The sequence below is a fragment of the Paenibacillus psychroresistens genome (genome assembly GCF_009728935.1).
Lineage (GTDB): Bacteria > Bacillota > Bacilli > Paenibacillales > NBRC-103111 > Paenibacillus_AC > Paenibacillus_AC psychroresistens.
On record NZ_CP034235.1, the window covers coordinates 1,936,441 to 1,948,990 of the forward strand.

The 12,550-nt window shown below is 41.1% G+C and carries 16 protein-coding genes; 9 read left to right on the forward strand and 7 right to left on the reverse strand.

What is annotated here, in order from left to right; translation table 11 throughout:
- Positions 1–77: 77 nt before the first annotated feature.
- The gene (locus EHS13_RS08745; RefSeq protein WP_162463011.1) at positions 78–971 is read right to left on the reverse strand and encodes an AraC family transcriptional regulator; all 894 of its coding nucleotides are present in this window, start codon (positions 969–971) and stop codon (positions 78–80) included.
- Between the two features lie 117 nt (positions 972–1,088).
- On the opposite strand from EHS13_RS08745, the gene EHS13_RS08750 reads away from it, so the two are divergent.
- From EHS13_RS08750 to EHS13_RS08780, 7 genes are all read left to right on the forward strand, one after another.
- Entirely contained in the window at positions 1,089–2,165 is a 1,077-nt protein-coding gene (locus tag EHS13_RS08750) for a Gfo/Idh/MocA family protein (RefSeq protein ID WP_155699966.1), read from the forward strand.
- A 49-nt stretch (positions 2,166–2,214) separates the two neighbouring features.
- Positions 2,215–3,054 carry a sugar phosphate isomerase/epimerase family protein gene (locus EHS13_RS08755; RefSeq protein WP_155699967.1) on the forward strand — a complete coding sequence of 280 codons (840 nt, stop codon included), beginning with the start codon at positions 2,215–2,217 and terminating at the stop codon, positions 3,052–3,054.
- A 116-nt stretch (positions 3,055–3,170) separates the two neighbouring features.
- Positions 3,171–3,515 (forward strand): thioredoxin family protein, encoded by a 345-nt coding sequence (locus EHS13_RS08760; protein ID WP_155699968.1) that lies wholly within the window; start codon positions 3,171–3,173, stop codon positions 3,513–3,515.
- A gap of 192 nt (positions 3,516–3,707) precedes the next feature.
- Positions 3,708–4,619, forward strand: coding sequence for a COX15/CtaA family protein (locus EHS13_RS08765; RefSeq protein ID WP_155699969.1), 912 nt, complete (start codon positions 3,708–3,710; stop codon positions 4,617–4,619).
- Positions 4,620–4,641: 22 nt separating this feature from the next.
- Complete coding sequence (locus EHS13_RS08770; RefSeq protein ID WP_155699970.1) at positions 4,642–5,583, forward strand: DMT family transporter; 942 nt, start codon at positions 4,642–4,644, stop codon at positions 5,581–5,583.
- A gap of 15 nt (positions 5,584–5,598) precedes the next feature.
- Positions 5,599–6,309 (forward strand): Cthe_2314 family HEPN domain-containing protein, encoded by a 711-nt coding sequence (locus tag EHS13_RS08775; RefSeq protein ID WP_155699971.1) that lies wholly within the window; start codon positions 5,599–5,601, stop codon positions 6,307–6,309.
- 86 nt (positions 6,310–6,395) lie between these two features.
- Entirely contained in the window at positions 6,396–7,187 is a 792-nt protein-coding gene (locus tag EHS13_RS08780; RefSeq protein ID WP_155699972.1) for an SDR family oxidoreductase, read from the forward strand.
- Between the two features lie 20 nt (positions 7,188–7,207).
- Here EHS13_RS08780 and EHS13_RS08785 read toward each other — a convergent pair whose 3' ends face one another.
- A complete protein-coding gene (locus EHS13_RS08785) occupies positions 7,208–7,456 on the reverse strand; it encodes a NifU family protein (protein ID WP_155699973.1) in 249 nt (82 codons plus the stop codon).
- 93 nt (positions 7,457–7,549) lie between these two features.
- Between EHS13_RS08785 and EHS13_RS08790 the strand changes: the two genes are divergently transcribed.
- Positions 7,550–7,807 carry a YuzB family protein gene (locus EHS13_RS08790; protein ID WP_155699974.1) on the forward strand — a complete coding sequence of 86 codons (258 nt, stop codon included), beginning with the start codon at positions 7,550–7,552 and terminating at the stop codon, positions 7,805–7,807.
- Between the two features lie 125 nt (positions 7,808–7,932).
- On the opposite strand, the gene EHS13_RS08795 is transcribed toward EHS13_RS08790, so the two are convergent.
- From EHS13_RS08795 to mqnE, 3 genes are read right to left on the reverse strand one after another with little or no spacing between them, the layout of a single operon-like run.
- A complete protein-coding gene (locus tag EHS13_RS08795) occupies positions 7,933–9,000 on the reverse strand; it encodes an NAD(P)/FAD-dependent oxidoreductase (RefSeq protein WP_155699975.1) in 1,068 nt (355 codons plus the stop codon).
- 30 nt (positions 9,001–9,030) lie between these two features.
- Positions 9,031–9,927 (reverse strand): M23 family metallopeptidase, encoded by an 897-nt coding sequence (locus tag EHS13_RS08800; protein WP_155699976.1) that lies wholly within the window; start codon positions 9,925–9,927, stop codon positions 9,031–9,033.
- Between the two features lie 39 nt (positions 9,928–9,966).
- A complete protein-coding gene (gene mqnE / locus EHS13_RS08805) occupies positions 9,967–11,070 on the reverse strand; it encodes an aminofutalosine synthase MqnE (RefSeq protein ID WP_155699977.1) in 1,104 nt (367 codons plus the stop codon).
- Between the two features lie 211 nt (positions 11,071–11,281).
- Between mqnE and EHS13_RS08810 the strand changes: the two genes are divergently transcribed.
- On the forward strand, positions 11,282–11,653 hold the full coding sequence (locus tag EHS13_RS08810; RefSeq protein WP_155699978.1) for a HesB/IscA family protein: 372 nt from the start codon (positions 11,282–11,284) through the stop codon (positions 11,651–11,653).
- Positions 11,654–12,027: 374 nt separating this feature from the next.
- Here EHS13_RS08810 and EHS13_RS08815 read toward each other — a convergent pair whose 3' ends face one another.
- The gene (locus tag EHS13_RS08815; protein ID WP_162463012.1) at positions 12,028–12,399 is read right to left on the reverse strand and encodes a LytTR family transcriptional regulator DNA-binding domain-containing protein; all 372 of its coding nucleotides are present in this window, start codon (positions 12,397–12,399) and stop codon (positions 12,028–12,030) included.
- Positions 12,400–12,423: 24 nt separating this feature from the next.
- Positions 12,424–12,549: a cyclic lactone autoinducer peptide gene (locus tag EHS13_RS08820; RefSeq protein ID WP_155699980.1), complete on the reverse strand. Its 126-nt coding sequence runs from the start codon at positions 12,547–12,549 to the stop codon at positions 12,424–12,426.
- Position 12,550 lies beyond the last annotated feature (1 nt).

Below are 12,550 nucleotides of genomic sequence, written 5' to 3' on the forward strand. Positions count from 1 at the left end.
GCAAAAACATTAGTTGTCTTTGCGCTTGAATTGCTGCCGCTGCTTGAAAAAGCTTGGAATTCCTCTATAAAGTGAGCTTATTGCTCAGAGGCCATTTTCTGTTTTCGGTAGATAGTAGGGACTATGCCTTTTTGATCGCGAAATAGCTTGGAAAAGGTTTTATAGGATCCGTATCCAACTTCGTATGCAATTTCAGACACGCTCATTTCAGTCGAAATAAGCAGGCTGCAAGCATGACGAATCCGCAGATCATTCAGATACTGGACGAAGGTTTGGCCTGTAGTTTCTTTAATGCATTCGCTGATGCGTGACATGCTCAAGGCGAAAATACGCGACAAATCTGCTAACATTAAGGGTTCTTGATAGCTGCGTTGGATATGATGGATAATCGGCCATCGCGGATTTTTCCTAATCTTAGCTGGCGGGGTATCCCGTTCATGGGTGTCTATTTGTGAGATTTGCTGCTCCAATCGACGAAAGCGATCAAACCTAATCAAGATTTCAGTCAGCTTGGCTTTCAAAAGCGAGGATTTTTTCGGCTCATTTGCTTTATATTCGAGGATAGTCTCCTCCATTAGCAGCTTAATTCGTTGGTGATCCTCATCTCCTAGCTGTACAAAAGCAGAAAGCTCATCCGAATCGGTTAGAAGCTCTTCCATTTCAAGCTTAGAGCCTGTCTCCATAAGGAGATCCATGCTAAACATGCAATTATACAAGACCAAGCTCTCACCTGGATCAGTAAATAACTCATGAATTTGGTAGGGCAGAAGGAAGGTAAATGTACCCGGACGCATCGGATGATGAATTCCGTTTATGGCTTCTGAACCATATCCTGAAATGACATAAGAGAACTCCAGATAATCATGGCGATGAGCGGGATATCCGTTGTCTATTTGATTTAAACTGAGGTGGAAGGGAAACATGGAATGCATATTAGGGTAATCTTTTAAATACATCGGAAAATAAGTCATCTTAAGCTCCTTGGGCGAAATATGGAGACAATCTCCGAAACATGAGGTGTGAGTTTCTTCTGCCTTTATTCTAACATGAAAATGATAGATATGGATTGTAAAAAAGGAGATCATGAGATGAGTCAGTTGAAGAAGCTTCGGATTGGCATTATTGGCTTAGGAAATATCGGTGGGGTTCATATTCGTGAATTTCAGCAGCTGTCGGAAGAATGTGAAATTGTAGCCGTTACGGATATTAACTTGCCTTTTGCCGAGGCGAGAGCTAAGGAATTTGGCATACCGCTAGTCCTCGATTCAAATGATAAGCTGATTAACCATCCTGATGTGGATGTGGTCATTGTTGGCGTTCCCAATCAATTTCATGCACCACTTGCCGTTCAAGCGTTAACAGCGGGTAAACATGTGCTTTTGGAAAAACCAATGGGGATAAATGTAAGCGCTGCGCGTGAGATTGTTGAAGCAAGCCAAAAGTCAGGAAAGACACTAATGGTCGCACATCAAATGCGGTGGGACTCGATACCTCTACAAATAAAAGAGCAAGTGGAGCATGGTGAGTTAGGCAAGATTTATACAGCTAAAGCAGGCTGGTATCGTCGAAAAGGTATTCCCGGCTGGGGAACATGGTTTACGCAAATGGACCAATCCGGTGGTGGACCCTTAATCGATATAGGTGTCCATTTGTTGGATTTGGCATTATACTTAATGGGCAACCCTAAACCAGTTGCTGTATCAGGCGCTACTTATGCTGAGTTTGGTCCTAAACGCAAAGGGATTGGCAGCTGGGGAACTCCAGATTGGAACGGGACGTATGACGTGGAGGACTTGGCAACGGCTTTGATCCGAATGGAAGATGGCAGTACGTTAACCTTGGAAGTGAGCTGGGCAGTTCATATGGACACAGATAGCGTTCCTTTCATTCATTTAATGGGAACAGAAGGCGGAGCCAGCTATCGCGGTGATAATGGAAAGCTGCTGACGGAGAAATTTGATCGGCCCATGGAGACATTATTAAGTACACCTGATAATGATGAAGGTGCACGTCAACGTTTAAGCCGCTATTTTCTTGAATGCGTTCGAGAAGGAAAGCAGCCGATTAGTTCAGCCTATACAGGTTTTACAAGCAATTTAATTTTGGATGCGATTTATGAATCATCTCGAACAGGACAAGAAGTTAAGTTAAAATGGGAAGTTTAGAAACCCTAATGAATTAGGGATAGGATAAAAAAATAAGGAGGCTGTTGATATGCTTAAAGGACTTTCGCGCGCGGGTCTCGGGGAGATTGGCAATGATGAACAATTCATTGAATTAGCATCGAAATATGGCTTTCAAACGGTAGACGTTGATGCTAAAGGGGTTATCGCTCATTTTGGCGGAGCTGCACAAGCGTTGGAGTTTCTACAACAAAAAGAAGTCACGATTGGCTCTATTGGTTTATCAGTTGATTGGCGTTCTACGGACGAGCTCTTTCTTGCCGGGTTATCTGGATTGGTTGTAGATGCAGAGGCTGCAGTTGCCCTAGGCTGTACAAGATGCTGCACCTATGTGCTTCCTTCGGTGGATATGAATGCAGCCCATTTCATGGTGCTTGCTACAAAAAGATTGCGTTTATGCGCACAAATTTTAGGAGCTTTTGGCATCCGCTTAGGCTTGGAATTTGTTGGCCCGCATCATCTACGTACACAATGGAAAAATCCTTTTATCTGGTCTATGGAGGATACTTTAGATTGGATAGATGCCATTGGCGAGCCGAATGTTGGCTTGCTGTTTGATTCTTATCACTGGTATACCAATGGATCCAACGTTGCGGATATTGAAAAGCTGCGAGCGGACCAAATCGTTCATGTGCACATCAATGACGCACCAGATGTGCCAATCGCGGAAGTAATGGATGGTGAAAGACTCTTTACAGGTGAAGGTGTGATAGATCTGGCTGGCTTCCTTCGTGGATTGCATGCAATTAACTATCTAGGCCCAGTAGCTCAAGAGATCTTAGCTCCAGCAGCTACAGATTCACCTGAAGAATTAGTTGCCAGATCGCAAGCGGGGTTTACAAAGGTATTCAAAGCGGCTGGATTGGAATAAAATTGGAAGTGCGTTTGTTAGAAAATGATTTATCCATCGGTAACGTTCCTTTTTGAAATCTAACTTTTTGTGGTATAATCACCTGAAGGTTTATGTAAATCAAGGAGGTCAATCTGATGGAGAAAATCAGTTCAGAAGATAAGTTTAAGGCGCAAATAGCTGATAAAAAGACAACTGTCGCTGTGTTTAAAGCAGATTGGTGCAAGGATTGTCATTACATTGAGCCCTTCATGCCAGATTTAGAAATTAAATATGCGGATCAGCTTACATTTGTACATATTGATCGCGATGAGCTGCCTGATTTGTGCTCCGAGTATAATATCCTGGGAATTCCAAGCTTTATTGTTTTTCGCGAGGGACAGGAATTGACAAGGTTCGTAAGTAAGCTGCGCAAGACACGTGAGGAAATTGAGCAATTTTTGGATCGCTCTTTGGAAGTGGCAGAAGCTTTGAAATCTTAATCAGTCAGCTGTGAAACCGATTCGTTTCTGTGAAGAGACGTGTCGGTTTTTGTGTTTTGTCACAATTACGAATGGATTTGAGCGATGTTTATCGCTATAATTGTACTGTACTGTAATCGGGCTGCTTATTAGCCATTATCGGTATTGTTACTTCGTTCACTAACATTTGTTTTCTACAGAGTAGGGGTTTTTATGCGCAGCTTATTGAATCGACTTGCATGGATTACATCAATTGGAATGTTTCTCGTTCTAATTATGGGTACTTTAGTTACTAAAACAGGATCAAGTGCCGGTTGCGGCAAAGATTGGCCATTATGCAACGGCAAGTTTATCCCCGATTATACCCTTTCATCATTGATTGAATATAGCCATCGGTTTGTTACAGGTATTGAAGGATTTCTGGTACTGGGTGTATTTATTCTTGTTATCTTAAAATTTAAACAGCGAGATGCGATTATTTATGCTTCTTCAGCCTTGTTTTTTACCATTGTACAAGCTGTATTAGGTGCATTAGCTGTACAGTGGCCCCAGTCAGCGCCTGTATTAGCGCTGCATTTCGGGTTCTCTTTGCTTGCCTTTGTGAGTACTTTGCTGCTTGCTCTTGTCTTGCAGGATGCAAAGCTCATAGCGGGAAATAAGCGAGCAGCTTCAACTCCAAAAACTATAACCGCTGGATTTCGACGATTGGTATGGTTTACTTGGGTTTATTGTTATGTGGTTGTTTATGTAGGTGCCTTTGTAAGGCATACGAATTCATCGGGAGGCTGTGTTGGTTGGCCTTTATGTAATGGTGAGCTGGTTCCCGAAATAACAGGAGCTCAAGGTATTGTTTTCGTTCATCGTCTAGCCGCATTGGCTTTATTCGGACTGATTGCCATGATCGCATATTCTGCTAAGGGTAATAAACAAGGGGAACGTAATCATTTTGTTACCCAATGGAGCTTTTACTTGGTGTCGATGCAGGTGCTAAGCGGAGCATTCGTCACGTTTGCGCTTGGAACTGGTTGGTATTTAACAGCGGGGATGATTCATGCTTTAATTATTGCTTGTTTGTTCGGGGCTTTGAGTTACTTAGGTGTGCTAGTGCGCTCTAAGTCTAATTGATGGAAGGCAGAAGGTAGTCCTCATGCAAGCAACAAAAGCTCCACATCGCTTCTTTAGCTTTCTTCCTCATTTAAGCTTAATCATCGTTTATATCATTTTTGGGATTAATATATCTTCAATGAAGCTTGGCGGTCAAGAATGGGATCCATTTGTTTTTAATGGGTTGAGATTTCTAAGTATCACGCCCTTGCTATGGCTTTATACCTATTACTATTGTAGAAAACGCAAGCTTTCCATGCGGATGAAAAGTAAAGATTTTATGCTTATTGTCGTGCTAGGTGTGATTACGGGGTTGGGGATGGAAGCCCTTCTCTCGTATGCACTGCAATACTCAAATGCAGCTAATGGTTCCGTGCTTGGGCGTGGGCTTATGCCAATAGTAACCGTGATTATTTCATTAGCTCTTCGTGAAATGGGTCTAACATGGCGAATAATGGTGGGCTTACCGCTTGCGTTACTGAGTGCCGTTGTCATTGTTAGTGGAAGCTCGCAAGGTTTTCATCTTAATTCAGATTCGTTGCGCGGGGACTCTCTGTTATTATTAAGAAGTGTTTTCGGAGCTGTTTATTTAATTGGTGTCAGTCGCTTGGTTGGCAAATATCCTTTACCACTTCTAATAAGCATGGAAGTAACCTTTGCTGGGATTTGTTTATTGCCTTTTGTACTGAATATGGATTTTCATTATTTTGCTTCCGTTTCTGCGGCTGGCTGGATCAGTCTGATTTATACATCGGTTTTTGCTACTATCTTGGGTTATACGTTGCATAATTGGAGCCTCGGTCATTTAGGTCCTTTTAAATCCTCGGTCTACGGTTATTTATTACCGATTACAGGTGCATTGGCTGGCTTATGGATCTTGAAGGAACATATCGGATTGAATCAGATTCTAGGTGGTTTAGGTGTGCTGCTCGCGATGTATCTGGTGCAAAAGGATCGGATGCAGGTATTGAGAAAGTCAGCTTAAAAAGGAGCTTGTACTATGCTAAGACACTTATTCGGTGAACCGGAACGGCAGGATAGTGGACTGATATTGAAAACGAATCAAGTGCTTGGACGCTATCTTAATGACCTCCATGACATTGAGTCCAAGGGACAATCCGATTTAAGCAAGCTGCGTCGCTGGGAAATATGGGTGCATAGCTTTATCACGGCAGTGGACGAGCTGGAGCAGGGGGTCTATAGCAGTCTCAAGTATAGTGAACAGGTATTAAATCGGAACGTGGAAGACATGAAGAGCGAAGAGCAAACGGAGTATCGGCGCTATCTCTATTATTACAAAAATAGCTTCATTCGCGTTTTTGCCATTCTCGATAAGCTTGGCTTTTTCCTCAATGAACGGCTGCATTTGAATACAGAGAAGGTCAAGCCAAGATTTTCTTATTTTACAGTGATCCGCCAAATGCATGATCGTCATATTCAGACTGATTTGGAACAAAAGCTGTACAACCTTAAAGTTAAATATAGTGAACCATTAAATAAACTGCGCGATTACCGGAATGTAGAAATTCATTCGATTAATTATGAAGCCGCAGATGACTTGCTGCACTCCGCAACAGTCGGTGCTTTCAGTTGGAATCACATTGAGAATTTACCGGGCAATAATCAAATTTTGCAAAAATGCTTTGAAATGGTTTGTGAGACGATTATTGCGATTTATAATGCTCCTTGTTTTACAGATGGCAGAGCCTAGGCTGTTTTTTCCTATGTTATCCACAATATAGTTTTTCCAAATTGCTTAGCGTATAATAGTCTAATCCTAATAAATTAGAGGTGCGTATGGGACAGGTTCGCAAGGTAGCTCTCATCACAGGAAGTGCAAAAGGTTTAGGAAGAATGACGGCATTGGTGCTTGCTGATCAAGGCTATGATATTGTTGTTAATTATCGAAGCAATGACGATGATGCTAAAGAACTGCAGCTGGCTATCGAGCACAAAGGCAGAAGCTGTATGATTTATAAAGCGAATATTGCAGATCTTAAAGAATTGCGACCGATGTTCGAGACGATTGAGCGTGAGTGGGGCGGCATTGATGTTCTAATTAATAACGCTGGACCCTTTATACGCGAGCGCAGATTTTTCGTCGATTATGCTTCAGAGGAAATTCAATATATAATGAACGGCAATTTAATTAGCGTTATGGAGCTGGATCGTTTGGTACTACCCTATATGCGCAGCAAAAAATGGGGGAGAATCATCCATTTTGGATTTGGCCATGCTGCTGAAGCTCGAGGCTGGCCTCATCGTGCAGTTTATGCAGCGGCTAAGGTTGGGCTTGTATCTTTTACTAAAACATTAGCCGTTGAAGAAGCAGGGCAAGGCATAACCGTGAATATGATATGTCCTGGGGACATTTATGGCTTGAATAAAGAGAAAATGATTGTTGAAGTAGCTAATGAAATTGATAAAGAATCATTGCGTGGACGACCAGGAACTGGCGAGGATATTGCGCGCGTTATTGCTTTTCTGTGTTTAGCCGAATCGGATTTTATTACAGGCAACATTATGGATATTTCCGGAGGACTGGATCCAATACGTACCTTGAGTGAAATCCAAAAAAAAGAGCCCTGATTATCAGGACTCTTGGTTAATTAGAATACTTGCATAACCTCTACAACACCTTCAACCTCTTCAAGCAATGCGCGCTCAATTCCGGCTTTTAATGTTATAGTTGAGCTTGGGCAGCTGCCGCAAGCACCCATTAATTTTAATTTAATGATGCCATCTTCAACATCAACAAGTTCTACGTCACCGCCATCACGTTGTAAAAACGGGCGTAATTTATCTAGAACATCCAATACTTCTTCGTACATGTTTGCGTTTTGAACTAATTCAGTCATATGGATCAACTCCTTTCGTTATCTTCTTATTATAATACAAATCGCTGCAAAATAAAATGGCAATCACTAATTAAAAGTAAGGTGGGTTTAAAAATGAGACCAATTATCGAATTTTGTACAAATAATATGCATCATGGCACAGAACGCCTCATGAAAAATTTGGAACAAAATCTCGAATATGATGTCATTGAGTACGGCTGTCTTGGTAATTGTGGCGAGTGCTATTTAGCCCCATATGCTCTGGTAAATGGCGAAGTTGTTGCATCTGCAACGGTGGAAGATTTAGAAAAAGATATCCAAGCTAAGATTAAAGAAAATGAAGAAATGTTTAACCTATTAAGCGAGGAGTAGCATACTGTTAACGGGCAACTTGTTACATTTCCATTCGCGAGAAATCCGCGAGAAACCTCGCGTTTAGATGGAATGGAATCATTAATTGTTGCCCGTTACTAGTAAAGATGCTGCTCCTCTTTATTTTAACCAAAATGGCGCTTTGACATCCAGAGCACACCGCTTTTAATTGCGCGAGGTACCTTGCCCGTCATGGTCCGTTTGCCCATAAGCCCAAAGCCTGATTTTTTACCTAATGAACCCAGTACACCTTTAAGCTTGATTTGACCTAAACGTGGAGTTTCATTCTTCCAGCCTGCATGAATGACTTCAACAATTTGTTTGCCTTGGCCTTCTGCCGCTTGCGCACTTGGAGAGAAAGGCAGACTGGCACAATCGCCAACAACATAAACCTCTGGAAAAGTCGGGATTTGATGAAATTCATTAATTAGTACACGGCCTTGCCCATCTTTTAACACATTTAGCTTCTGTACAATCGGACTTGGTTGAATACCAGCCGTCCAAATCGTTACATCCGTATAGATTAATTCAATCCCGTTATGTATAATCCCGGGCTCTACTTGTGTTAAGACGGCCTGACCTTTCATCTCGATATCGTGCTCGGTGAACCAAGTACGAACAAAGCTTTGCAGCTTTTCAGGAAATGCGGACAGAATGCTTGGACCACGGTCAATAATGCGGATTTTTAAATCCTTGCGACTCTCACGCAGCTCTGCAGCTAGCTCGACTCCACTTAATCCGCCGCCTACAATCGTAATTTGTCCATAAGGCTTCACATCATTAATCATTTGGTAAGTGCTTCTCGTTGCCGATAAGGTTTGGATCGTATTGGAATATTGTTCGGCACCAGGGATGTCATGGAATTTATCGACACAGCCAAGAGCAATAATTAAAGTATGGTAATCAAAGGATTCCATGCCTGCAAAATCAATTTGTTTGTTGGTTAAATCTATCCCTGTTACCTCGCCATATACAATACGCAATCTTGGATCAACAGGGTATTGAACGCGAATATCAACATCCGACACGGTTCCAGATGCAAGGGCATAATACTCTGTTTTTAATCCTTGAAAAGGCATACGGTCAATAAGCACAATCTCAACATCGTCTGGTATATTCTTTTTGTCTAACAAATGCTGAGCGATGGTTATACCTCCATACCCGCCTCCAAGTATCACAAGCTTTTTAGTCATGTTACGTTCATCCCTTTTGTATTAGTAAGCTTACTTTTTCCCCCATTGGAAGGGAGTTGTATCGAAGAATAGATTAGGATTTACTGGATTATTCCCCACCCAGAATGTGAAATGAAGATGAGGGCCAGTTGAGAAACCGGTGGTACCCACTAATCCAATGACATCGCCTTTTTTGACGATATCTCCTGTTTTGACCATTAATTTGGAAAGATGAGCATATTGCGAAAATAAATTCATCCCATGATCCATATAAATACTATTACCAGTTAAATATAAGGTTTCTGCCAGTACTATTCTGCCACCATTCGTTGCATGGATTTCGGTACCTGTTGGTGCTGCCAAATCAATTGCAGTATGACTGCCGTCATATTTGCCGTTGACATATCTAGTATACCCATAGGGCGTAGATAATCTCCCTTGTATGGGCATCATGAAAGAATCCGTACTGGCAAAAGTCGGATCAGACTTACTGCGAGCTAAGTTTATTTTAAGCTGATCGGCATTTATTCGCTTTGTATCTTGCTTCATCGCTTCTTGTTGTTTAGTTACAGTAAGCATGTCGGTTGGGAACTTTTTTGTTTTGACCTGCAGGGTTTGTCCTTCAATTGAATAATTGCCTGGCTTTGTAGCCAACGGGATCGGTAAATAGGTGAAATAGCCGCTGTCAAAGGGAAGTAAAGGATAAGTTTTACCTTGCCACTTAATTTCCATTGCTTTCTTCGTCCTCACAAGAACGGCATCACCTGGATAAGTAATAGCTGGAATCAATGAAACATCGGCATTCATCACTGTGGGTGCCTGCTCCGCATACAAAACTGCCTCAGATTTCTGAAGCAGCTCGAGCTTTAAAGCATCTGCTTTGGCTTGTTCGCCTGCAGCACCGATTACGTTAGTCCATGCCATGAGAAGTAAGAAAATTAATTCCATACTGTCGCCACCTTTGCATTTTCCAGGGGTATAATAATTTTAATAAACTTTAATTTCATTATAGAAAGTATCGCGTTCAACTGGAATACGTCCAGCTCCTTTAATTAACCAAACTAACTCATCACGAGTAAGCGCATCTGGAGTAAGCGCACCAGCTGCATGACTGATTCTTTCTTTAATGATCGTTCCATGAGCGTCAGATGCACCAAAAGTCATAGCAAGCTGAGTCAGCTGTGTACCAATATTGATAAAATAAGCTTTAATATGCTGGAAATTATCCAACATTAATCGACTAATAGCAATGGCACGTAGATCATCATAGGCGGAATTCCGTCTTTTGATGCCAGCAGTTTGTTTAATCGGTTGTAAGGCTAAGGGGATGAAAACTTGGAATCCGTTAGTTTCATCTTGCAGCTCGCGCAAATAAATCATATGCTGTACACGCTCTTGCAGGGTTTCTACAGGAGATCCGTAAAGCATAGTGGTATGGGTTTTCAGACCTAAATTATGAGCGGTACGATGTACTTCAAGATATTGCTCGACATTAGCTTTGTCCACATGCATTTTATCGCGATAACGGTCGGATAGTATCTCCGCTCCGCCGCCTGTCAAGGTTTTTAATCCAGCAGCCATTAATGTCTGAAGCACTTCTTTAAAGCTCAATCCACTAATACGAGAGAAAAACTCGATTTCAGCAGCTGTGTAAGCTTTGATAGTTACATCAGGAAAACGCTCATGCAAAGCACGAATGGAATCCACATAATATTGAAAGGGAACATTAGTGTTATGTCCGCCGACTATATGGAATTCGCGCACACCAGGGTGATAATACTTCTCCACATAAGCAATCATTTCTGCACCGCTTAATGTATAAGCACCTTCATCTCCTTCATCCTTACGGAAATTACAGAAAGAACAATGAGCTTCACATACATTAGTGAAATATAGACTCATATTCTCGATAAAATAAACTTTTTTACCATTCTTGCGTAAATTTACTTTATTGGCCATTTGACCAATGGATAATAAATCATCGGACTCATACAAAAATATGCCATCTTCTAAGGTAAGACGTTGTTGATTTTCCACCTTTTCGGCTATTTCCTGCATGCGTCTCTCTGTTGAATTCAATACAATACTCATGAGTGCGGCCTCCTATACTATGAAAGGGTTACTTTTATATTAATACGATAAAGTCATGTATCTTACCTATTATAAACCTATGCTGTTAGAGGGGCAAGAAAGAGTTCGACAAATGTGTGACATGGAACATGGCAAAAAGCAAAATAAAGGAGTATAATTTAAAGTAAGCAGTCCGCTGCGAGCAATCTTAATTATTTAGGAGGTCATAATCATGATTACAATCAGTGAATCCGCAACGGATCAAATAAGAACAATGCTTGCCGCAGAAGAAATTCCCAATATGTTTCTTCGTCTCAGTGTAAAAGCTGGAGGCTGTAGTGGGTTTTCATATGGCATGGGCTTTGACGATAACCAAAGCGCAGAAGATAAAGTAATGGACTTCCACGGCCTTAAAGTCGTTGTAGACAGCGATAGCAATAAATATCTGGACGGTGTGCAAATCGACTTCAAAGACTCCGGGATGGGCGGCGGTTTCACCATCGAAAATCCTAACGCAGTTGCTTCTTGCGGGTGCGGTCAGTCATTTAAGGCAAGAGATGAAGAGGGCTTAGTTGAGAAGTGTGATGATAAGGTCGAGGTTTAATAAGGTTTTAGGTGAACACAACCCTAAAAGTGAGTGTTATGGGTTGTAGATTACAACCTTCTGAGCTTGTGTATGATGTATACACTACTCAGGAGGTTTTTTATTTTGTTAAAAAAGAGTGAAAGAAGAATTGCAATTAACAGCAAAAGTATTATTTACAAGATAATTTATAGTAAAGATAACACGATGAACCACTATCATCACTTCATCGTCAAAACCCTTCGCCGAGACGTTGTAATCGACAAAGCTACAAGGCACGGAGTACTGGTCCTTGTCGTATGTAATCGTTGAAGGCAATTTTTATATGAGGAATTGTATATTCATTATGATTTAAATCAATAGACACCTTACTCCATTTTATTAGAGTAAGGTGTCTATTCCAATTTAGATTGCTTATTTTTATGTAACATATTTTTAAGTGAATCTTTTAAGCCGCTGAACCTTGCATTTGAAATTGTGGCATATTTTGAATCATGACTTATTCTATCTACAAAATAAACTTTTAGATCATCTAAATCTATATTTCTTATTTTGTTATTTATCACAGCGCAATTTCTATCTACTTGCGTAAGTCCTAATGGTTCAAGGCACTTTACCCAATCGTCAAATGAAGTAGGCAAAATAAATTCATCACTACCAATATGAATGGATACAGTTTTCCCATGTATGGATAAATGAGTTATATCTCCTTCCTCAATGAGGAAGGATTCCTTTTTCTTGGAATTTCTTAAAGCACGTATTCTCAAGTTCACACCCCTAATTAACCCTTTTTACTTCTTTAATAGTTCTGTAGGTACTTCTGGGCTGTGTGTCCACCATGGAGAAGCTACGCTTACTACAAATGATGCTATAAGTACTAGCGAGGAAGAAGCGTAAAATGCCAATTTTTTTTTCATG